We start from the raw sequence: 22,687 nt of genomic DNA on the forward strand, positions 1-22,687 counted from the left end.
ATGAAAAGACATTTTAGTAATAGTAAGCAAAAAAACTGAGGCTGGAATTCTCCAGTCTCAGTTTTTTTAGTCTCTAAAAAGTTTTCAGATTAATATTCTCCAGTAAATAATTCGTCTAGTTGTTTTTGAACGTCCTTGTTTTCCAGGAATTCATCGTAGGTTGTATCTGCACGGTCAACTAGTCCTTTATCAGATACAGCAATAACACGATCTGCTAGAGTTTGAATAAACTGATGGTCATGAGAAGCGAAAAGGATAGCGCCTTTAAATGAAATTAAGCCATCATTTAAAGCTGTGATTGATTCTAAATCTAAATGATTCGTCGGATCATCAAGAACTAACACATTTGATTTAGACAACATCATTTTAGACAGCATGCATCTTACTTTTTCTCCACCGGAAAGTACATTAACAGGCTTCAGTACTTCTTCACCTGAAAACAGCATTCTTCCAAGGAAGCTGCGCAGGAAGGTATTATCATCTTCCTCTTTACTTGCATATTGACGCAGCCAGTCAAGAATTGTTAAATTCGTATCAAATTCTTTGCTGTTGTCTTTTGGCAGGTAAGACTGACTAGTCGTTACACCCCAGCGGACAGTTCCAGTGTCAGGTGTTATTTCACCCATGATAACTTTAAATAGAGTAGTTGTTACAATATCACTATCAGCGATAAATGCAACTTTGTCGTCTTTATTTAAAGTAAAGGAAATATTATCCAGTATTTTTTTGCCGTCAATCGTTACAGAAATATTATCCAGCTGCAGCAGATCGTTTCCAATCTCTCTTTCAGGGCTGAAGCCAACAAAAGGATAGCGGCGGGAAGAAGGTTGGATATCATCCAATGTGATTTTATCCAGCATCTTTTTCCGGGAAGTTGCTTGTTTTGACTTGGAAGCATTCGCACTAAAGCGAGCAATAAAGTCTTGCAGCTCTTTGATTTGTTCTTCTTTTTTAGCGTTTTGATTTGATTGCAGCTTGGCAGCCAGCTGACTCGATTCCAGCCAGAAGTCATAGTTCCCTACATAGAGTTTAATTTTACCAAAGTCTAAATCCGCCATATGTGTACAAACCTTGTTTAAAAAGTGACGGTCATGGGAAACGACGATAACAGTATTATCAAAGTTGATTAGAAATTCTTCCAGCCAATTGATTGAACGAGTGTCCAATCCGTTGGTCGGCTCATCTAGAAGCAAGACATCCGGCTTGCCAAATAAAGATTGGGCAAGCAATACTTTGATTTTTTGTCCAGCAGTTAATTCACTCATTTTCTGATCATGAAGATTTTCCGGAATGTTCAAACCTTGGAGTAAGACAGCTGCTTCAGGTTCTGCTTCCCAGCCATCTAATTCAGCAAATTCGCCCTCTAGCTCAGCAGCACGAATGCCGTCTTCATCAGAGAAGTCTTCCTTCATATAAACAGCATCTTTTTCCTTCATTACTTCATATAAGCGTTTATGTCCCATAATGACTGTTTCAAGGACAGTATAATCTTCATAATCGAAATGATTCTGTTTCAAGGTTGCCATACGTTCATCTGGACCTAAAGAAACTGTCCCGGTTGTCGGCTGAATTTCCCCAGATAAAATTTTCAGAAAAGTCGATTTTCCGGCACCATTTGCCCCGATTAATCCGTAGCAGTTTCCTGGATTAAATTTAATATTTACATCATCAAAAAGTTTGCGGTCAGAAAACAACAAACTTACATCATTTACAGTAATCAATTTTTTTCCTCACTTTTCTATATATACTTAAGCCTCTTTGCATTATATCGGGGAAAGCTTGATTTTTCAAGCTGTTTCAATGTTTCCTTTCATTATATAAGTCAAATTGAATGTAAAAATCATGAAATGATGAAAAAACAGTGAATCTTAACATAAGACAAAATAAAAACAGCTCTTTTTTTGGGCAGATATAGATATTAGTGTACTTTTTTAAGAATACACTGTATGATACACATGAATATAGTGTATCGTTAGAAGGGGCTGGAGTTAACTATGAAAAGAATTGAGAAAATTTATCTGTATGTCAAAGAGAAAACTGAAAACCTGTCGCCTTCAGATATGCCTATAGGGTTTGGACTAACGACCTCTGATATATCTGATGCACTAAACATTCAGCGGACTAATGCTAGTAAGGATTTAAACGAACTTGTTCGGGAAGGTCTTCTGGAGAAAGTCGATGGACGTCCTGTAAGATACGTTGATAAGTCGGTTAGCCAATATCGTCCATTAAAAAAACATGTAAAGAGCTATCGGGAAATAGAAAATAAGGTGGCTTCTTCATCCGTACAAAAGGGAGATAAAACGAGCTATGCAATGAATGATATCTTTCAACAGATGATTGGTGCAGCAGGCAGCATGAAAACTCCTGTAGAGCAGGCGAAAGCAGCAATCCTGTATCCGCCGAAAGGGTTGAATTGTCTAATTATTGGACCAACTGGTTCTGGAAAGACGTATTTCGCACATGCGATGTTCCAGTTTGCCAGACGAAATGATATTGTTCAGGAAAATAAAGAGCTGATTGTATTTAACTGCGCAGATTATGCCCATAATCCAGAATTGCTGATGTCCCATCTTTTTGGTTATGTTGAGGGTGCTTTTACTGGAGCAACGGCAACTAAAGAAGGAATCATTCATGAAGCGGACGGTGGTATTCTGTTTCTGGATGAAGTTCACCGGCTGCCTCCGGAAGGTCAGGAGATGATTTTCTATTTTATGGATCATGGGACCTATTCCCGACTTGGAGAAACAACGAAAAATAATCATGCTGATGTGCGGATTATTTGTGCGACAACGGAGAATCCGGCTTCTTCACTGTTGAATACATTTGTTCGGCGAATTCCAATTATTATTCAACTGCCGAATTTTAATGATCGGCCGGCGAAAGAAAAAGTTGAACTAGTTAAGATTATGGTTGCGTTGGAAGCGAGCCGGATTCAGCGAAAGATCTCTCTTTCAGAGGATGTTGTTAAGGCTTTGATTGGCAGTGTGACATATGGGAATGTGGGGCAGTTGAAATCCAACGTTCAGTTGGTTACGGCTAGAGGCTTCCTGAATCATATCGATCAGCCGGAGATGGTGATTACGATGGACGAACTGACAGATGGGATTAAGCAGGGAATGCTCCAGCTGGCCAGTAATCGTGAAGCTCTGGCAGAATTATCACAATATCTTGAACCTCAGATGGTGGTGGAACCAAATACTTCTTTAGTTACGGTTCAGTCAGATGCATACGAACTGCCATATAATCTTTACGAAATCATAGGAGATAAAGCAGCTCTGCTGAAAGCCGATGGATTGGATCAGGAAGTAATTAATAATTTTATTACAACGGATATTAATGTTCATTTGAAATCATTTTACAGAAATCACGGCTTTACTTTTGATACAGAAAAAAAGCTGGCAGAAATCATGGATCAGCAAATTATAGATATTACCCGCAAGGTGTTCACCTTTGCTAAAACAAAATTAGGCTATGATTTCCAATCCAACTTTATTTATGCGATGAGTCTGCACATCAGTTCATTTCTCAAACGTATTCAGATTGGCGATAGCCGGCAGCATCATTTAAATGAGAATCTGCGCAATATGGTGCTAGGCTATCCGAAGGAGCTGGAAACAGCTCAGGCTATTAAAGGAATTATCGAAGAAGAGTATCAACTGTCAATTCCTGAATCAGAAATTTATTATTTGGCAGTGCTGCTAATCTCTCTGCGGGAAAATAAAGGTGCCGGCCGTATAGGGATTGTCGTTGCAGCTCACGGCAACAGTACAGCAACCAGTATGGTGGATGTTGTCATGCAGCTGTTGAATGTGGATAATTTAAGAGCGGTGGATATGCCGCTTGAAATGAAGCCGCAGGAAGCACTACAGAAAATTCTCACAGCTGTTAAAGCCATAGATGAAGGCAGCGGAGTTATTTTATTAGTAGACATGGGATCTTTAGGAACATTTTCTGAAGAGATTGTTCGTCAGACAGGCATTGATGTACGAACAGTAGACATGGTGACAACACCTATTGTATTGGAAACGGCTAGAAAAACCACACTGCTGGATACACATTTGGAAGACTTGTATGATTCTCTGAAAAGCTTCCGTGGGTATGCAGGTATCCATCCGTTGAAAGATACAGGTGTCAGTAAGTCGGTCTTTAAGAAAAAAGCAATTTTAGCTATCTGCGCCTCTGGCGAAGGAACGGCTCAGCGGATGAAGGAATTAATTGAGGGCTATCTGACACCACAAACAGAGCAGCATTTAACCGTACTGCCGTATTCTATACTAGATATCAATAAGAGTTTGGGTGGTATTTATAAAGAATACAAAGTAGTAGCGGCCACAGGGATTACAGATCCTAAAATAGATGCGCCTTTTATCCCAATGGAAACCTTTTTTTCGGGAGAAGCTGGAGAAATTATCAATCGTCTGGCCCATGATGATGAGCTGGCCATTCAGAATGTACAAGTAGATGAAGACGCGGCAAAGCAGATTTGTCTGGATTACATGGAACAAAGCTTCACCTTTATTAATCCGCAGAAGGTAATAGAGCCGTTGTGGCAGTTTGCCGATACGCTGCAGACAAAGCTGAACTTGCAGCATCCGTATACATTTTATGTGAACCTGATTATGCATATGGCAGGTGTTCTGGAACGCTCACTGCGTCAAGATCCTCTGGCTGTAGAGGAGGAGCAGCTTAATGAAGTCAAGAATGATTCATTTTATAATGAGGTGTCCAAAGCTGTACTGACATTAAATAAAGTATTTAAGCTGACGATTTCTGAGTCGGAGCTATACTACATTCTTCATTTAATTCGCAACTCTCAAAAGGATATAGAAAACAATACAGATGATTTATTTGAATAATACACAAAAAGATACACTAATTAAAAAATAATTAGTGTATCTTTTTTTGTTTGAAATACTTATATATAAAGGAATTATTAAGAAAAAAACACAAATACACTAACTTGGCACGATAGTTGCTTATAATATAGTGAATCAAAATCCATAAGTCAAAAAAGCTTTATTTTGGCATTATCTTTTAGAACATAGTATTTTTATGAAGAGATGAGTCAATTTAAGAAATGCTTTCTTCCCCAGTGAGATAGACAATTGGACAAAAAGGAGTGTTGTCTTAAATGGATATTCGCTTGACAAGAATTGATGATCGGCTAATTCATGGCCAGGTGGCAACTGTCTGGACAAAAACGATGAATATCAACCGGATACTGGTTGTCAGCGACACGGTCTCTAAGGATTTGCTGAGAAAAGAATTGTTGATTCAGGCGGCTCCGCCGGGCGTAAAAGTAAACGTCATTCCGGTGAATAAGTTGATTCAAGTGTTTCCTGATGAGCGCTTTGATGATAGCTTCAGAGTCATGCTGCTGTTTACGAATCCAGAAGATATTGAGCGTGTAGTCAGACAGGGGGTAGCGATATCTTCTGTCAATATCGGCGGAATGAGTTTTTCCAAAGGGAAAAAAATGATTACCAATGCTGTTGCTGTGGATGCTCGGGATATTGAAGCTTTTCAATATCTGGATGCACAGGGAATTACGCTGGAAATTCGAAAAGTAGTGGCAGATAGTAAAGTTCATTTGATGGAGCTGCTGAAAAAGGAACAACTGTTGTAGGGGTCGGATCAGTTTTTGCGGACAGTCTCTTTGAAATTATTAAGAAGTGAACGGATAGGTTTGAGACTGGAAAGGATGTGATTGTCTCAATATATATGAATCCTGTTAAACAAACTATTTCAGAGGATTTATATAGTAAAAAAGGCAGTTTATTATTGAACTGTTTCTGATCGTTTTTATTACTTTATTTTTAACTGAACTTTTTATTTATATGTATGTCAATTTTAAAAGCAATGAGAGCAGTGAAATGATAATTGTCGCAAGAGGATGAATAAGTATAGGAGGTATCCAATTATGGTAGGGATTATTCTTGCAAGTCATGGAAAATTCGCTGAAGGTATTTTACAGTCAGGCTCCATGATTTTTGGCGAACAGGAAAATGTTCAAGCTGTGACATTAATGCCCAGCGAAGGACCAGATGATTTAAAAGGAAAACTGATTCAGGCAATCGAAACATTTGACGATAAAGACGAAGTATTGTTTTTAGTCGATCTTTGGGGCGGTACACCTTTCAATCAGGCTAATAGTCTTTATGAGGAACATAAAGATAAATGGGCAATCGTCAGCGGATTGAATTTACCAATGCTGATTGAAGCCTATTCTTCCCGTTTTTCTATGAATTCAGCACAAGAAATTGCAGCACACGTTTTAGGTGTAGCAAGAGAAGGTGTGAAAATCAAGCCGGAAGAACTGGAACCTGAGGAAGCACCAAAAGCAGCTGTAGAAGATGGACAGCCTAAAGGCGCTTTACCAGAAGGAACAGTTGTCGGAGACGGTAAAATCAAATACGTGCTGGCACGTGTAGACTCACGTCTGCTTCATGGTCAGGTGGCAACAGCATGGACGAAATCAGTTCAGCCAAACCGGATTATTGTAGTTTCAGATGCAGTATCAAAAGATGATTTGCGTAAGAAACTGATTGAACAGGCAGCTCCTCCAGGAGTAAAAGCTAATGTAATACCAATCAGCAAAATGATTGAGATTGCAAAAGATCCGCGCTTCGGCAATACTAAAGCATTGTTGTTGTTTGAAAATCCAGAAGATGTTCTTACAGCAATTGAAGGCGGCGTTGATATTAAAGAAGTGAATGTTGGTTCTATGGCCCACTCTGTAGGAAAAGTAGTTGTAAGCAAGGTGTTGTCTATGGGTCCTGAAGATGTAAAAGCTTTCGAAACAATGAAAGAAAAAGGCATCAAATTCGATGTACGTAAAGTACCAAACGATTCTCATGACAACATGGATGAAATCATTAAAAAAGCAAAGGCTGAATTAGCCAAAGCATAATGACACAACAAACTCAAATTAATTAGGAGGTTGAGGATTAATGTCTATTATTTCAATAATCTTAGTAGTACTAGTTGCTTTTCTGGCTGGTATGGAAGGGATTCTCGATGAGTTCCAGTTCCACCAACCATTAGTTGCATGTACATTAATCGGTTTAGTAACCGGTAACCTTGAAGCATGTATCATTCTTGGTGGTACACTTCAAATGATCGCTCTTGGATGGGCAAATATCGGAGCAGCAGTAGCGCCCGATGCAGCCTTGGCATCTGTCGCATCAGCAATTATTTTAGTTTTAGGTGGACAGGGTGACAAAGGTGTGGCATCAGCGATTGCAATTGCCGTTCCTCTGGCAGTAGCTGGTCTATTCTTAACAATGATTGTTCGTACTTTAGCTGTTCCAATTGTTCACTTGATGGATGCGGAAGCTGAAAAAGGAAATATTCGCGGCGTTGAAATGTGGCACATCATTGCAGTAGCTATGCAAGGTTTGCGTATTGCGATTCCAGCTGGGGCACTGTTATTCATCCCAGCACATACAGTTCAATCTTTCTTGGAATCAATGCCTGCATGGTTAACAGATGGTATGGCAATCGGTGGTGGAATGGTTGTTGCCGTTGGTTATGCGTTAGTAATCAATATGATGGCAACAAAAGAAGTATGGCCATTCTTTGTTATCGGTTTCGTTGTCGCAGCAATTTCTCAGCTTACACTAATCGCACTTGGTGCACTAGGTGTGGCGCTGGCTCTTATTTATCTAAATCTTTCTAAAATGGGCGGTTCTTCAAACGGCGGTGGCGGCGGCCATGGCGATCCGTTGGACGACATTTTGAATGACTACTAAACCTGAAGGAGGAGAATAGAAATGGCAGAAAAAATTCAATTAACTAAAAAAGATCGTTTAGCCGTTGCGTGGCGTTCTACCTTCATTCAAGGTTCTTGGAACTATGAACGTATGCAAAATGGCGGTTGGGCATTTGCAATGATCCCGGCAATTAAGAAATTATATAAATCAAAAGAAGATCGTACAGCAGCATTGAAACGTCACTTGGAATTCTTTAATACTCACCCATACATTGCTTCACCTATCTTAGGTGTAACTTTAGCGCTTGAAGAAGAGCGTGCAAATGGAGCAGCGGTAGATGATGTAGCGATTCAAGGGGTTAAGGTTGGTATGATGGGACCATTAGCCGGTGTCGGTGACCCGGTATTCTGGTTTACAGTGCGTCCTATGTTAGGAGCTTTAGGTGCATCATTAGCCATGGGCGGTAACATTCTTGGTCCAATCATCTTCTTTGTAGCTTGGAACATTATCCGTTGGGCATTTATGTGGTATACACAAGAATTTGGCTATAAAGCAGGTTCAAAAATCACAGAAGATCTTTCCGGCGGTTTGCTTCAAGATGTAACTAAAGGGGCGTCTATTTTAGGGATGTTCGTATTAGCGGCTTTGGTACAGCGGTGGGTATCTATTAAATTCCTGCCAGTTGTTTCGACTGTTAAGCTGGATAAGGGTGCCTATATCGAGTGGGACAAACTTCCTTCCGGTGGTGAAGGTATCCGTCAAGCCTTTGAACAAGTTAACTCAGGATTGGCTCTTTCTTCTGATAAAGTGACAACATTGCAAAACAACTTGGATCAGTTGATTCCTGGTCTGGCAGCATTATTGCTTACATTGCTATGCATGTGGCTGCTTAAGAAGAAAATTTCTCCAATCGTTATCATTCTTGGCTTATTCGTAGTCGGAGTACTAGGACATGTAATTGGTCTGTTATAATCGACACGTTTAACAAGAAGGTAGTCAAGCATGTAGCTGCAGGAAACGGGTAAGCAACAAATACTCAATTCTATCGTAAACGATTGAAAAAGAGTAGGTTTCAACGCAGTATTTATCCGGTTTCGGAATAGTTGAAGCGGCTGCGACATTTTGTCCAGCCGCTTTTTAATAGCCAATTTACCGGAAATAACGGTATAATGAAAACAAGTATATTTTATAAGAATGGAGCAGAGACAATGGTTCAATCACTGAATACAAAAATAGATTTAGTCATCGATGGGACTGCTTTTACTGGACTTACTGATTACGGTCAGATAATGATTGGTGATCAGGGGTTTGAATTCTATAATTCACGTGACACACGGAAATACATCCAAATTCCCTGGGAAGAAGTGGACTATGTAGTTGCCTCTGTGTTGTTCAAAGGGAAATGGATTCCACGTTACGCAGTACAAACAAAGCAAAATGGAACATTCACTTTTGCTTCCAAGGAACCTAAAAAGGTTTTGAGGGCCATCAGAGAGCACGTTGCTTCAGACCGCATGGTTCAATCCTTAGGATTTTTCGACGTGATTAAACGTGCAGTTCAATCAAAACGCAAACGGAGCTAGAATGAAAAGATGACAAAACTAAGAGAATACAGCTAGAAGATCAGACAATGCCGATAGTGGTGTGTCTGATTTTTTTTATTGAAAAAAGCCGTTTCTTTTGACCAGAAAATTTTCAGGAAGTACCATTAAGTATGTAAAGAATATATAAGAAGAAGGAAGTGTGAAAAATCATGAATGAAACTAGAAATAATGGGATTGACTGGGGCTCCTTGCTGCTGGGTATTCTATTTGTTCTAACCGCCCTGCTTTCTTTTCAGGATCCAGCTGGAAATCTAATTGCTATTGTGATGGTCTTTGCAGTTTTCGCCATTTTTAAAGGAATTTTTGAACTGATTGGTAGAAACAGGCTGAAACAGCTGACAGGCTATAGAGCTTATGCACCAATTGTTTTAGGAGTCATTGATATGATTATTGGTATCTATTTTCTATTTAATTTGGGTGTCGGAGTTTCTGTACTTCCGTATATTTTTGCTATCTGGTTTATTGTGGATTCTGTTTTCGGTTTGTTTACTTTAGAGTTAGCTAGAGCATTTAATACTGGCTATTACTGGTTCACATTAATTGTAGATATTCTAGGTATTATTTTAGGGTTTATTTTATTGTTTAACCCGCTGTCATCCGCGTTAACCTTAAGCTTCTTAGTTGGTTTCTACTTTATGATGTTCGGAATTACTCATATTGTTTATGCTTTCCGCTCATGAGTTTAATCAATATTCAGTATTAAGATACAGCGAAAAAGTGATGGAAAGCAAGAGTTTCTTCAATGCTTTCCATCACTTTTTTATATCAAGAAAAATTATTTTTAGCGGTAATATCTGCGGTTGTTTCCAGAATTTCCTGAAACCAGACGTACAAGCCAAACAATGACTGCTACAGGAATCAAAATCTTGATGGCAAACCATAACAGACTTCCCACAATTCCCATTACCATACTTAGAATAATACCAGCTGCAAAGAAAAGCCCAATTAAAGTCAACACGTTTACTACTAATGATTTGTTGTTCATTTTTATCTCTCCGATCATCTTGTTTGTTTTCTATAATAAGAGTATACCAAGAGATGGATAAGGAAACATCCACCTGAAGACCGATTTATCATCGGACTCTGGAAGGGGACAGCGACTAGTATAAGGGAGCTGGCTGAACAATCTTAGTGTCAAACATGGGAGGAAGACATATTAATTGTTTTTGATGAAAAAGCAGGTAAAATGATGTAAAAACGGGGTGAGAGAAATGTCAAAGACAAGGATAGAAGCATTTACGGATGCAGTGATTGCAATTATTATGACGATTCTGGTTTTGGAATTATTACCTCCAGATTCTGATACATGGGCTGCTTTATATCAAATTGGACATAAAATTTTTATTTATATTATCAGCTTTATTATGCTGGCTATCTATTGGAATAACCACCACCATATGTTTCAGATGGTCCACAGGATTAGCGGTCGGGTTTTATGGGCGAATAACTTTTTTATTTTCTCATTGACCTTGATGCCGTTTGCTACAGCATGGGTTGGAGATTATTTAGACAGTCTAGTTCCAGAGCTTGTGTACGGGCTGGTGGTTCTGCTTGCTGATTTTGCCTATTTTATTTTAATGCGCGAGTTGATGAAAGCTGATGAAAAAAATAAGAAGCTGAGAGATGCATTGAATAGGTACTATAAAATGTATATATCGCTGGGATTGAATGTTATCGGGTTAGTGTTGGGCTGGCTTATTCATCCATATCTTGTATTGATTGTAAACATAGGGATTTTGATTATGTGGTTTATACCAGAAAAAAGAATAGAGCAGCAGTATAAGGAGCAGTAAATGACTGCTTCTTTTTTTATAGAACGGAGCGCTGCAAAGGGTAGTTGAGTTGAAGCAGTAAATACTATAAAATAGAGATATATTTATACATAAGAAATAATAGAGTAAATAGTCACTAGGTTGGTTGCTATATATATTCTATTGAATAGTTCGTTTATGTAACAAAATTTATATTTTCTCAAATGTTTTTAAAAGTCTCTTTATTTTAGGAAAGAATTTTTGTCTTTTTTAGTGTAAAATAGAGAGTGGATTATACTATAGAAAATCAGATCCGCTATGCTGAGGCATTGTTCACGAAAAAGTGATGGGATAAATGGATAGATCTAAAGGGGTCATTAGCCAGCTATGGAAAATTTAAACAAACACACACAAGGAAGTAAGAAAATCTTTTTGAGAAAAGAAATTGAACCGGAGCGTCTAGGAGAAGAAATCTATTCAGATGATATCCTTTGTCAGTACTCGGTTTATTTAGTGCGGAAATTTGAAGAAGAAACGGATTATCAGGATCTTGCTCAGATGGAACGTCTACTTGCCGATTTGCCGGAACGATTCAATGAAGATTTTCAAGACATTGTTGCTAAGAACATGTATGTACGAACAACGCAGAAATCAGTTTACGTGACGCTGCTGTTGGCATTGCCGCAGCCCTTGAGTAAAATTCAGATTGTTGAACTGAAGGATTGGATGGGCAGTGTAGACATTCCATCACCTGCGCTAGAGCATGTATCCAATTTTAGTGGTTCGAGTACTACCGCATCAGACGATCAGATGGTTCGTGAATGGCAGGAGACGAATAGTGAGGTTTTACTGCTGACTGAAATGATGAATCAGTTCAATGAAAGTCTGTCAGATGTATATGCTGAGATACAGGCAGTGAAAACTAAAAAAACACCGCCTGTAATGAAAGTAGTTAAGAGTGAATCAGCTGCGAAAAAAGTACTTGAAGAAGAAACTCTTAATGGCCAGCGTATAGATGAGCTTGCAGCCAAGGTTGACAAAATAATGGCGGATTTTGAGACGTTTAAACAAGAGACTGCTGTTCGGCTGGAAAAGGCAGAGCAGCCTGCTCCTGCTAAAAGAACACCACCGAAGTTCAAGATTTATTTTGATGGAAAAGGTGGAAAAAAACCTTCGCTGGAGCAGCGTTTAGATAAAACGCTGGAACAGCTTGCGGCTTTATCTAGCAAATCAGAGTTTTCTCAGCGTGAAATTGAAAAGCTGGGAATGAAAATCGAAAGAGAAGCTAGAAAAACCAAGGAATTGTATCGGAATCAAAGCGGTACGGCTAAGGTTGCTGAAAATACAACAACTCTTGAAGAAAAGATGGCTTTGACCAGTGAAGAAGTTATTTCAATTTCCCAGCAGCTTCAGGAAATTAATTCTAAATTAAGCACAGTAGAAACAAAAGTTTCAAAGGTGGAGCAAACACCGGAAGAAATTGAACAAAAGGTAATGGATCACGGCAAACTTCAACAGACAGCTTCTGAAACTATGAAGCTGAACCAAGTGATCGATCAGCTTTCTGAAAAACTGGAGACTGTAGAGAGTGACTTGACCAGCGTGAAGCGCAAAGAAATTCCTGTTGTGAAGCTCAAAAAGAGTGAGACAGTTAAAAAATTGTCAGATCAACACCAAAAAGATCAGGATCAGTTAATGGCCAATGCTGTGGAAATAAAGAAACTAAGCCAGACCGTTGGGAAAGTAGATGTTCAACTGATTCAAGCACATCAAAAAATTGCTGAACTGGAACAAAAAATACGTTTAGGCGGCACTGTACCTGCAGCGGCTCCTCGGTCTCAGACACAACCGATGCAGCAGACACAACAACCAGCTGCAGCACCGCCTGTTTATTCAAATCAGCCGCCGACACAGCCAATGAATGTACAGCCACCAGCACCACAGCCGCAAAGACCGGTGAGTCAGCCAGTCAACGCGCAGGCTGGAGCAGGCGAGCTAGGAGATACAAGAAGATTTCCAACAAAGGAAACATTTTTACAGGCTTCCAGGCCCATCCCGAATTATCGAGGAGCAAATCAGCCGCAGCCGCAAAATGTGCCGCAGACTCCAGTCGTCGAGGAGACACCGACAGTGACTCTGGCAATTGAAGAGATGTTGGATCGGGTTTCTGATCATCCGAAAAGAACGGAACCTGTCAGCAGGCCAGTACCGGAACGCAGCCAAGTAGCTACTACTTCATTAAGAAGACTAAAGAAGCTGGAAAATGACATATTTACGAGTTTTAGCAAAATAAAAAGTGGTATTGGCAGCCGTGGTATGGTTGCTAAGGAAGATTTTTATGCAAATATCCGTCAAATTGAGGTTTTACCCTATCTATGGTCAACTATCCATACGGAAAACGGACCACAGCAGGATATTCTTTTAAATGGTCAGCTTAGTTGTCAAAAGCTGATTGATGCTGTACCTAAATTTTTAGAAGAAGTAGAAGAAATTGCTTCAAAGAGAAAGGTCATGGGTAAGTGGATTTATTGTCCAAAGGAAGTTGAACAGAGAATGGAAGGCTACAAGCTGTTAAACGAATATTTTGAATTAACTTTATCCAACCGTCCAGTTAGGTAAATTAGTTTTTATGTCATAAAATTGCGCTGGCAAAACAAAGAATTGAATGTCATCAAAGAACTTGGAGCAAAAACAGGAAATTTCTGGTTTTGTTTCAAGTTTTTCTATTTGACTAAGAGAAACTTCCCTAATCCATCTGAACAGCTGGCCGAGACTTGGCAAATAGCTGACAAGTCCCAACTTACCTTTGAAACTGCTTCTCCTTTTCAGTGCTGTGAAAAAATAAGACATTTTTTTGACTACTTAAACAATGCTGATGAATTTCCACCAATACAGAAAATTATAGAGTCGTAAAAGCAACTATAGCACAGAAGTAGTTTAATGAATGCGGTATTGCTGCCTTTATTAATCAGGGGGGGGAAGAGCTCTTGCTCTGAGTTGCTCAAATAAATGATTACAGGTACTATTGAGGTGTGAAGGAGGGAATGAATATGGCGACAGATGAAGGTAAAAAATATAAAAAAAGCACTCGATTTAGACAAATCACCAAAATATTTATGGAACATAATGTGATTACAAATATGGTGAGACAAACACACCCGGAGGAAGTTCGAGAGGCTTTTGAAAAACTGGGACCAACATTTATTAAAATGGGACAGATGCTGTCGGTTCGAACAGATATTCTGCCCCCGCCCTTTATTGATGAGTTAAAAAAACTACAGGATGACGTGAAAACCGATGATTACCCGCTGATCAAAGAAATCATAGAATCTGAAGCAGGACAATCTGTTCAAAGCCTGTTCTCTTCTTTTGAAGAAATCCCATTTGCCTCAGCTTCAATGGGTCAAACCCACAAAGCTGTTTTGAAGAGTGGAGAGGAAGTTGCTGTAAAGGTTCAGCATGCTGGTATCCGTGAAGAAATCACGCTGGACCTCTCTCTTCTTGAACGTGCTCTGCCATTAATAAAATACATTCCTGAATCAAAGGTTGTCGATTTGAGGAATATCTTTCTGGAAATTAAAGAATCCCTTCAAAAAGAGCTGGATGCCCTTCAGGAAGCAGCAAACGCCGAATACTTCTATGAGTTGAATAATGGCTGGGAAATGATTCGTGCTCCTAAAATTTATCAGGAATACTGCACCTTAAGAGTGCTGGTGATGGAATATATAGACGGAGAAAGTATTCGCAGCTTTTTCAGCAATCAGCTGCAGACAGACCCGGCTAGTAAAAAGCTGAGGAAAGAGTTTGGGGATGCGTTAGTTCGGAACTTCATCAAGCAAGTATTTGAAGATGGTTATTTCCATGCTGACCCTCATCCGGGAAATATTTTTGTGCAAAAAGTGGACTTGGAAAGTTCTATCCCTAATGGAATACGAAAAGGACAGCAATTTCAGAAAAAATTTAAGCATACAACGGTTGATTTTGTTTATCAGGATGAAGGTAGGACATTGCCCTATCAGCTGGTATATTTAGATTTTGGTATGATGGGACAGTTGAGTCAGGAGATGATTCAAAAACTGACAGGTGTTATGATTAGCTTATATAGAAATGATGCAAAGGTAACGGGTCAGGCAATTTTGCAGGTATGCAAGCAAATAGGTCCTTTAGATGAAGATATTTTTTATGAACAGCTGACACCCTTACTGGACCAAAACTATGGAGTAGGTATCGGCGACTTAAATTTACAGGCGTTGTTCTTCCAAATTATTGATATTTGTCATCATAATAATCTTCAGGTTCCTAAGGAAGTGACTATGTTGATTAAGGCTGTAGTAACTTTTGAAGGGATGATTCGGGAGCTTGATCCTGAGATTTCTCTTGTGGAAATCTCAGCGCCTTTTGCAAAAAAATATTTTACAGAAAAAATTGACTGGTCCACAGAGCTGAAACGAGCTGCACTAGATACATTATATTCAGCAAAAGCGGCTCCTCAAATACCTAGTCGGGCATTAGATGTTCTAGATGACTTGGCTAAAGGAAAATCAAAGGTCAATATTGAATTAAAGAAACAGGATGAGCTGTTAAACCGGCTGGAATCAATGATTAACCGCTTGGTCATCGGACTAATTCTTTCGGCATTAATTATCGGTTCATCAATGCTGGTTGAATTTCAAGAAGGATTAACCAGCCGTTTTGTTTCGGTGCTGGGGATTGTAGGGTATGGTGTCGCATTTTTAGCTGTTATATATCTAATTTATGATATCTGGAGAAAGCATAGGAAAAAATAACATAAAATTATATTCTTTAACAAGTGGATTTTTTTAATTTTTCTGAAAAAGGAAGAAGCCTACCTTATTAGGGTAGGCTTCAAGGGGAGATAGTTAGAAAGAAGTTTTACTACGCTCGTCTTTCCACTACAGTAAGTATAACAGAAAATAGTCTAGACAGCGTTTCAATAAAGTGAGACAAATTTTTTGTTTTTGCAAATTTTTTTCTATGAGTTTGCTGGAGTAGTGGTTAGTAAAAAACAATTATTTTTTTTGAATATTAAACAAAATCAAATAAGACAGTTTCAAAATCTTTCACATAGTAACGAATATTTTTTCTTCCGCGCTGAATGATTTGATGACCTTCCTGCTCTAAACGCTCTTTTTGGAAATCTACTCCGCCTGGGAACTTGGGATTAATTTCCCCATGAGCTTTTAAGGTTCTCCAATAAGGAGTTAAATCTGTTTCCCGCTGGCTGCTGGCCCAAGCAGCAATAGAGGTAAAAGCCCCTGCTGTAATGGGTTCAGTAAAATCAGCATGGTTGATTTTAGCTAGATAGTCTCTAAGAGCCGTAACAGTAATAACCTTTCCTTTTGGGATCTGCTTCATAAGCTTATCGTAGACAAGGGGAGGGGCGAAATACATCAATGAGCCGCCGTATTTATCAATCGTTTTCTGGTCGGTGATTACCTTAGTTTTCGGCATATCCTTGGGATCGTTCAACATGGCATTAAAATCTTTTTTATCTTCATTAGCCATTAGAATCCCTCCTTTCAGGCTTACAATAGCATAGATAAATAGACCTGCCAATGAGACAGTTAAAAAATATAGAAAAATTTTTGTTTCTTGAGGTAAGCTGAAAAGAGCCGACTTGTCCCATCGTTTATTCGGATTTTAGAAAAGGGGCTGTGACATTAGTATGCCTCAGTCCCTTAAACCCGGATAAACGGTGTTTCAGAAGTAACTTCTTCGACAATAAGGCGGAAATTCGCAAAAATTTGTAGAACAATTTTCGGAATTTCCGCCTTATTGCTTGAAGCTGAACACTTCTGTCACAGCCCCTTTTCTTTATAAAGCTGCCCGCTTTTTACGGGTTCTTTTTTTGGCTCTTGTTTGTTTTTTTTGTTTGGTATCAGTAAATTTTACAAAGAAGACAAATCCACCTGTGCAGAGAACAAACAGCAGGGCGCCAATTTTGAAGCCTTCCGGCAGATAAACGAGCTTGATTGTATGTTCACCTGCAGTAACTGGAACACTGATAAACGCATTTTTAAATACTTTGACAGGGACCTCTTTGCCGTCAACATAAGCTTTCCAGCCTTTATCGTAAGGAATAGTTGTGAAAATTGTTTGATTTTCTTTAGCTGAAAATGTTCCTTCAGCAGTTCTCCCTCCAGTTTTCATCTCTATTCCATTCGTTTGAATTTCTTTTACCGCCTGTTCAAAAGCTGTCGTATCAAGACCAACAACTTTGGGTTCCATAAAACTAACAGCTTCTGTACCATAAAAGCTGACAGAAAAAGTCACTGTAGTAGGCTCTTCATAATAACCAATATTGTAATATTGACCAGTAATGTTGATTTGAGATTTCTGACTGCTGCCGTTCACGGTCATAGTAGCACTAGAGCTTTCTAATTGCCCAAAGTCTGTTGGGAAAAGACTGAGATAAGCTTGTGTATGTGCTGGAACAGCCACGCTCCATGTAATTTCTTTTGCAACATCGCTTTGCAGTTCACGATAGGTAACAGAATTCACATTGTCTTCAATCTTTACATTTTGCTGATTGATAATTGTTGGAGAATAGAAGGTAAAGTAATTTTGTTCCTGCTGAGACAAGCTGTTTAGCAGCTCCGTCTGGCTGCTGAGATTATCGTTTTCAGGCTGCTCTACGTCATAAATGGATTCATTAGCCAAAAAGCCCAATGGCAAGGCATATTGATTCTCGTACAACGTAAATTTCCCGGATGTAGCTTCATTAGAAAAACCAAATTTTAATGGATCACTTTCCGAAAGATTATATTTTATGCCCATGAGAGCATCCATAATTAAGGTATTATTGGGATAACGAATATTCAAATTCGTTCCCCTTGAACGAAAGCCCAGCGAGTCCAGATAGGCAGACGAATTTCTATTGCGGATTGAAGAAAATAAGCTGATGCCGCTGTATCCATAATTGATACTATCGTTAGAGGATACAGGATTTAAATTCTCTAATCGGTAGAAAGTATCGTTTTCCGCCTTGGTCTGATCTACTAGTTTTTTGATATCCGGATAAGGCTCTGTGTATAGACTGCGTGAAGCATAGTTCCAATCATCCAGAATACCATTAATCATTGTATTGGTATTGATAAAGGCTTCAGCACAGACAACCAGCAGCAATAAAGCAGAAAGATATTTTCCAGGCAGTTTTTTTACCTGATAAAAAGCAATACCCGCTAAATACAAACCAAGGAATAGCAAGGTGAGTATAAAGGAAGTCAGTGAAACAAACTCGTAGCTTCCAGTTGGCTTAGACCCTTCAGCTAATGCGAAGAACGCAATAACCAAAATAATAGTTCCTGTGAAAATACCTAAGTCGTCCTTTTTGAACTGCTCCCAGCCATAGCCGGCAAGTAGAACGACAAGAAATGAAAATAGAAAGCTATAGCGGAATAAAAACATATTTGGCGCATGCATTCCATGCCAGAACAAGTTCAGCGGTACGATGTAGAAACTGGCAATTAGAATAGCGAATAAGCTGCCAAAGAGAAGTTTATTTTTTAGCGGGATATGTCGTGTAGTAAAGTAAAACACACAAAAAATCAGCGGCAGCAGACCGACATAAATAAATGGAATCGATCCATATTTTGTTGTATCGTACACGCCAACCATATTTTTCATGACAATATCCCAGAAGGCGGTCGCTTCTGTTTTAAATTTTGTGATTTCTGTCAGTTTTTCCCCGTTAAACCGTAAATCAAAAACTGTCGGAAGAATCATAATCATAGATGCGCCGCCAGCCAACAGTGAGGTAATACTATATGGAAGAATCGTTTTTTTATAGTTCTTCCAGTTTGTAAGCAGTCGGGCGATAAAGTAAAGGAATGAAAAAATACCAATCATAAAACCCATATAGAAATTTGCAATAAATAACAGCAGATAACTGACAAACAACAGTGTTGGTTTCCTTTGATCCATCAAGCGGTGAATACCCCAGAAAATGAGCGGGAGATAAACAAAAGCATCCAGCCACATAATCAGCTCCGAATGAGCAGTAGTATAAGACATCAAAGCATAGGGAATGCTGAGAGTAACATGCGCCCATCGACTGATTTTGAATGTATGGGAAGCAAAGAACCAGAAGGATAGTCCGGCTGCGCCAATTTTAAGCAGAGTCAGGACGTACAAAGCATCCGGCATGTTCTGGTTGCCAAAGAAAAAGACCAGGGGTGTAAACAAGCCCCCTAAATAATAAGACAAGAGCGACATATAATTTAAGCCTAGCGAAGCGTTCCAGCTATAGAAGATGCTTTGTTTTCCATGCAGAACATTATTAAAGCTGGCATGGAAATTGGAAAACTGAGAGAAGGCATCACTTGCTAAAACACTGCGGCTGCTGCCGGGATATATGCCAATACTCAGATAGACAAAAAACATTATAAAAAAAGGAATGAAGAAACTGGCGGCCATATATTGCCAGTTTTCCTTAGTGAATTGCTTAATTTTATTTTTCATAAACAGACCTCTCAAGACAAGTTAGTATTCGTATCATCTAGTTTAGCATATTCATAGAAAATATCACCAATAGAAAGAAAATTTCATAAAATATTCATGGTTGAACAGCAAGCTTGTTTGCAGGGAAGAACGATAATAAAGAGCTGATGTTACGTAGTGATACATTCAAGACACAAATAACCATCTTTCAAATATGTAACCAATCTGCTGCTGCCTATATTTCTTTTACAGAGAAAGGTCTATACTTAGGTCAACATCAATGTTCAATACAGGAGGAATAGACAATGAAAAACGGAATTAAAATTGTTACAATCGGCGGCGGCTCCAGCTATACGCCAGAGCTGGTAGAAGGCTTTATCAAAAGATTTGAAGAACTGCCAGTTAGAGAGCTTTGGCTAGTAGATATTGAAGCCGGTAAAGAAAAGCTTGAAATTGTTGGAGAAATGGCAAAACGCATGGTTAAAGCTGCAGGAGTTGACTGTGAAGTGCACCTGACGTTGGACCGCCGAGAAGCATTGAAGGATGCGGATTTCGTCACAACGCAGCTGCGTGTGGGATTGTTGGATGCTAGAATTTTGGATGAACGTATTCCCTTAAGCCATGGCATGATTGGTCAGGAAACAAATGGCGCTGGTGGAATTTTTAAAGCACTGCGTACGATTCCAGTGATTCTTGACATTGTTGAAGATATGAAGGAGCTGTGTCCTAATGCTTGGCTGATTAACTTTACAAACCCAGCTGGTATGGTAACGGAGGCTGTTCTTCGCTATGGAAATTGGGATAAGGTAGTAGGGCTTTGTAATATTCCTGTCAATGCAGTATTTGAAGAGGCAGCACTACTTGAGGAACAGCCTCGGGACTTGTTCTTCCAATTTGCGGGAATTAATCACCTTCACTGGCACACAATCACTGATAAGAACGGTGTAGACCGAACAGATGATTTAATTAAAATTATGTATGGCCAAGGAAACGCAAAATCAATTGTTGCTAATATTAAAGATAATGAACTAATTTGGGAACAGGTAGAAAATCTGCATATGGTGCCGTGTCCATATCATAATTACTATTATAATACCGATAAAATGCTGGCAGAAGAACTGGAAGATTTCAAAAATAATGGTACACGTGCGGAAAAAGTAAAACAAATTGAACATGAATTATTCGAGCTGTATAAGGATCCTAAGCTGGATTACAAGCCGAAACAACTAGCGGAAAGAGGAGGAGCACGATACAGTGATGCTGCCTGTGAGATTATCAACTCTATCCACAATGATAAGCGTACAACAATGACCGTTAGCACAAGAAACAATGGTACAATAACAGATCTTCCAGCTGAGAGCGCAGTGGAAGTAACTTGTACAATTACTGGAAGAGGACCTGTTCCATACAACTTTGGCAGCTTTGAACCAAAAGAGCGGGGTCTACTGCAAGTAATGAAGTCAATGGAAGAGCTAACCATTGAAGCAGCTGTAACTGGAGACTATGGCACCTTACTGCAGGCATTTACAATGAATCCGCTGATTACAAGTGGTGGTATTGCGAAGCAAGTCATGGATGAGCTTCTGGAAGCTCATAAATCATATTTGCCTAAATTCTTTAAATAAGCAAAAAACACGAAAAGTCATTTTCCCGACTTTTCGTGTTTTAGTTTTCTAACTTCTTTTGCTAGGTATTCAATTGTATACAGTGCAGGAACCTGTGAAGTAATATCGCTGTCACCAATACTTTCTGTTGAAATATAATAGGGAATATTTACATCAGACAGCTTGGCTATTTCTGATTTTTCACTATTAGTAATTGAAATAATAGAACTTTCATTGGCAATGAAATGGTTCAAATAATCAATTATCGCTGTTGTTTTTCCGCTGACGGAAAGAGCAATTACACAAACATTCCTGGCAATATTTTTGTTGAAAAAGCTAACTGGATGATTCACCGGATCATCAATATTAAAAGCCATGCTGAAGATAGATGAAAAATACAAAGCGCCGTATTCTGCGATAATCTTTGAGGAACCAACTCCGACAAAAAGAACCAGTTCTTTTTCAGCCAGCAGCTCAGCAGCAGCACGCAGGCGTTCCTGATAAAAGGATTCTGTAGAGCGCTGAATGAAGTGTGAAAAAGACGTTTCATCAACTGTATGAATGGTTGTTTGATGACTTTGAGACTCCAGATAAAGACTCAACCGCACTTTAAATTCTGAAAAGCCTTCACATTCAAATTTACGGCAAAACCGTAAAATACTGGCTGTACTGCTGTGTGTAACTTGTGCCAGCTCTCTGATACGCATATAAATCACCTGATCCATATGCGCAGCAATGTATTTATAGATTTCCAAATCAATAGGGCTGAGATCAGGGTTATAGTCTAAGAACAGCAAATGAATTCCCTCGCTTTATGATATAAGTTTATTGAAACAATGGCACAGTTCAGTCTGTTTAAAGAGAAGCAATTGCTTTAATCAATTAACAGCAGCAATTTAGTGCAGAAAAGAAGTAATTAAAGTAAATAAAAGAACCTGAACATCAGCTCTGTGGATAACTTTGTGCATAACTAGTTACGAGCATGTGAAGAATAGAAAAAAACTTGAATATCACTATTAGGTTCAAGGGCATAAAAAATCTTTTCACCGCAAAATTTTTTTCCGAATATTTACTAGATTACTAAAAAAAATGTTCGAATATCTACTAGCGATTCCCGCTTTGCAGCAGGGTAAATTCTTCTTTTTTTAAATAAGCAGATAAAACCTTTAAAATCCTGTCAGTACAAGGATATATTCACTTTTTTAGTGAATAAAAGCAAGCTAAAAGCGTTAGATTATCCGTAAAAAATAAATTGATTTCTTATAACTTTCCTTATTTTAAAAGGAAAGCTCTGTTGAACTGAGGATTAGCTTCTATTGATTAAAAAATAGTGAAAAAATTCTTGTTAAACGGATATTACGAAAAATCCGATAATTCCTTATTAATGTGGATAACTATAAAAGAAAGAATAAATAGTTAAAGATATTATAATTAAAAAAATAGTTATCCACAAAAAAACGGAATATAGAGCTAGTTATCCACAATCGGGGATAACTCTGGGGGAAACTTTTACTCGAAGCGTTCTGCCGGTTTTATTTCAGGTAGTAATTCCT

Annotated in this window: 16 protein-coding genes; 11 read left to right on the forward strand and 5 right to left on the reverse strand. The window is 38.8% G+C overall.

The genetic code is table 11. From position 1 onward, the window contains the following. Window positions 1-89 precede the first annotated feature (89 nt). Entirely contained in the window at window positions 90-1,721 is a 1,632-nt protein-coding gene (locus ACPWSO_RS10635) for an ABC-F family ATP-binding cassette domain-containing protein (protein WP_426083176.1), read from the reverse strand. Window positions 1,722-1,994: 273 nt separating this feature from the next. On the opposite strand from ACPWSO_RS10635, the gene ACPWSO_RS10640 reads away from it, so the two are divergent. The 7 genes from ACPWSO_RS10640 (at window position 1,995) to ACPWSO_RS10670 (ending at window position 9,999) form a co-directional block, all read left to right on the forward strand. Then, window positions 1,995-4,859 (forward strand): sigma 54-interacting transcriptional regulator, encoded by a 2,865-nt coding sequence (locus ACPWSO_RS10640; protein ID WP_426083178.1) that lies wholly within the window; start codon window positions 1,995-1,997, stop codon window positions 4,857-4,859. 275 nt (window positions 4,860-5,134) lie between these two features. Next, window positions 5,135-5,629 (forward strand): mannose/fructose/sorbose PTS transporter subunit IIB, encoded by a 495-nt coding sequence (locus tag ACPWSO_RS10645; RefSeq protein WP_426083180.1) that lies wholly within the window; start codon window positions 5,135-5,137, stop codon window positions 5,627-5,629. A gap of 294 nt (window positions 5,630-5,923) precedes the next feature. After that, the gene (locus tag ACPWSO_RS10650; protein WP_426083182.1) at window positions 5,924-6,913 is read left to right on the forward strand and encodes a mannose/fructose/sorbose PTS transporter subunit IIA; all 990 of its coding nucleotides are present in this window, start codon (window positions 5,924-5,926) and stop codon (window positions 6,911-6,913) included. Between the two features lie 40 nt (window positions 6,914-6,953). Further along, window positions 6,954-7,754 carry a PTS mannose/fructose/sorbose transporter subunit IIC gene (locus tag ACPWSO_RS10655; protein ID WP_426083184.1) on the forward strand — a complete coding sequence of 267 codons (801 nt, stop codon included), beginning with the start codon at window positions 6,954-6,956 and terminating at the stop codon, window positions 7,752-7,754. A gap of 21 nt (window positions 7,755-7,775) precedes the next feature. Then, window positions 7,776-8,687, forward strand: coding sequence for a PTS system mannose/fructose/sorbose family transporter subunit IID (locus ACPWSO_RS10660; protein ID WP_426083186.1), 912 nt, complete (start codon window positions 7,776-7,778; stop codon window positions 8,685-8,687). Between the two features lie 236 nt (window positions 8,688-8,923). Continuing rightward, complete coding sequence (locus tag ACPWSO_RS10665) at window positions 8,924-9,298, forward strand: DUF956 family protein (RefSeq protein WP_426083188.1); 375 nt, start codon at window positions 8,924-8,926, stop codon at window positions 9,296-9,298. 170 nt (window positions 9,299-9,468) lie between these two features. Next, window positions 9,469-9,999: an HdeD family acid-resistance protein gene (locus tag ACPWSO_RS10670; protein ID WP_426083190.1), complete on the forward strand. Its 531-nt coding sequence runs from the start codon at window positions 9,469-9,471 to the stop codon at window positions 9,997-9,999. Between the two features lie 101 nt (window positions 10,000-10,100). Here the strand turns inward: ACPWSO_RS10670 and ACPWSO_RS10675 are convergent, their stop codons facing one another. Next, window positions 10,101-10,304: a hypothetical protein gene (locus ACPWSO_RS10675; protein WP_426083192.1), complete on the reverse strand. Its 204-nt coding sequence runs from the start codon at window positions 10,302-10,304 to the stop codon at window positions 10,101-10,103. Window positions 10,305-10,530: 226 nt separating this feature from the next. On the opposite strand from ACPWSO_RS10675, the gene ACPWSO_RS10680 reads away from it, so the two are divergent. The 3 genes from ACPWSO_RS10680 (at window position 10,531) to ACPWSO_RS10690 (ending at window position 15,857) form a co-directional block, all read left to right on the forward strand. Then, entirely contained in the window at window positions 10,531-11,112 is a 582-nt protein-coding gene (locus tag ACPWSO_RS10680) for a TMEM175 family protein (protein ID WP_426083194.1), read from the forward strand. A 345-nt stretch (window positions 11,113-11,457) separates the two neighbouring features. Then, entirely contained in the window at window positions 11,458-13,689 is a 2,232-nt protein-coding gene (locus ACPWSO_RS10685) for a hypothetical protein (protein WP_426083196.1), read from the forward strand. Window positions 13,690-14,120: 431 nt separating this feature from the next. Then, window positions 14,121-15,857 (forward strand): ABC1 kinase family protein, encoded by a 1,737-nt coding sequence (locus tag ACPWSO_RS10690; RefSeq protein ID WP_426083198.1) that lies wholly within the window; start codon window positions 14,121-14,123, stop codon window positions 15,855-15,857. 259 nt (window positions 15,858-16,116) lie between these two features. Here the strand turns inward: ACPWSO_RS10690 and ACPWSO_RS10695 are convergent, their stop codons facing one another. Together ACPWSO_RS10695 and ACPWSO_RS10700 are read right to left on the reverse strand one after the other, a co-directional pair. Further along, entirely contained in the window at window positions 16,117-16,596 is a 480-nt protein-coding gene (locus ACPWSO_RS10695; RefSeq protein ID WP_426083200.1) for an MGMT family protein, read from the reverse strand. Between the two features lie 309 nt (window positions 16,597-16,905). Further along, window positions 16,906-19,551, reverse strand: a complete 2,646-nt coding sequence (locus ACPWSO_RS10700) for a YfhO family protein (RefSeq protein ID WP_426083202.1) — start codon at window positions 19,549-19,551, stop codon at window positions 16,906-16,908. A 284-nt stretch (window positions 19,552-19,835) separates the two neighbouring features. Between ACPWSO_RS10700 and ACPWSO_RS10705 the strand changes: the two genes are divergently transcribed. Further along, complete coding sequence (locus ACPWSO_RS10705) at window positions 19,836-21,155, forward strand: 6-phospho-beta-glucosidase (RefSeq protein ID WP_426083204.1); 1,320 nt, start codon at window positions 19,836-19,838, stop codon at window positions 21,153-21,155. Between the two features lie 17 nt (window positions 21,156-21,172). Here the strand turns inward: ACPWSO_RS10705 and ACPWSO_RS10710 are convergent, their stop codons facing one another. Then, window positions 21,173-21,931: a MurR/RpiR family transcriptional regulator gene (locus ACPWSO_RS10710; protein ID WP_426083206.1), complete on the reverse strand. Its 759-nt coding sequence runs from the start codon at window positions 21,929-21,931 to the stop codon at window positions 21,173-21,175. Between the last annotated feature and the right edge of the window lie 756 nt (window positions 21,932-22,687).

It is taken from the genome of Enterococcus sp. LJL51, from assembly GCF_049894025.1.
GTDB lineage: Bacteria > Bacillota > Bacilli > Lactobacillales > Enterococcaceae > Enterococcus_L.

Excerpts from the sequence above, each read along its gene's own strand:
- ACPWSO_RS10640 (WP_426083178.1), top strand. The coding sequence starts at position 1,995 with ATGAAAAGAATTGAGAAAATTTATCTGTATGTCAAAGAGAAAACTGAA.
- ACPWSO_RS10645 (WP_426083180.1), top strand. The coding sequence starts at position 5,135 with ATGGATATTCGCTTGACAAGAATTGATGATCGGCTAATTCATGGCCAG.
- ACPWSO_RS10650 (WP_426083182.1), top strand. The coding sequence starts at position 5,924 with ATGGTAGGGATTATTCTTGCAAGTCATGGAAAATTCGCTGAAGGTATT.
- ACPWSO_RS10655 (WP_426083184.1), top strand. The coding sequence starts at position 6,954 with ATGTCTATTATTTCAATAATCTTAGTAGTACTAGTTGCTTTTCTGGCT.
- ACPWSO_RS10660 (WP_426083186.1), top strand. The coding sequence starts at position 7,776 with ATGGCAGAAAAAATTCAATTAACTAAAAAAGATCGTTTAGCCGTTGCG.
- ACPWSO_RS10665 (WP_426083188.1), top strand. The coding sequence starts at position 8,924 with ATGGTTCAATCACTGAATACAAAAATAGATTTAGTCATCGATGGGACT.
- ACPWSO_RS10670 (WP_426083190.1), top strand. The coding sequence starts at position 9,469 with ATGAATGAAACTAGAAATAATGGGATTGACTGGGGCTCCTTGCTGCTG.
- ACPWSO_RS10675 (WP_426083192.1), bottom strand. The coding sequence starts at position 10,304 with ATGAACAACAAATCATTAGTAGTAAACGTGTTGACTTTAATTGGGCTT.
- ACPWSO_RS10680 (WP_426083194.1), top strand. The coding sequence starts at position 10,531 with ATGTCAAAGACAAGGATAGAAGCATTTACGGATGCAGTGATTGCAATT.
- ACPWSO_RS10685 (WP_426083196.1), top strand. The coding sequence starts at position 11,458 with ATGGAAAATTTAAACAAACACACACAAGGAAGTAAGAAAATCTTTTTG.
- ACPWSO_RS10690 (WP_426083198.1), top strand. The coding sequence starts at position 14,121 with ATGGCGACAGATGAAGGTAAAAAATATAAAAAAAGCACTCGATTTAGA.
- ACPWSO_RS10695 (WP_426083200.1), bottom strand. The coding sequence starts at position 16,596 with ATGGCTAATGAAGATAAAAAAGATTTTAATGCCATGTTGAACGATCCC.
- ACPWSO_RS10700 (WP_426083202.1), bottom strand. The coding sequence starts at position 19,551 with ATGAAAAATAAAATTAAGCAATTCACTAAGGAAAACTGGCAATATATG.
- ACPWSO_RS10705 (WP_426083204.1), top strand. The coding sequence starts at position 19,836 with ATGAAAAACGGAATTAAAATTGTTACAATCGGCGGCGGCTCCAGCTAT.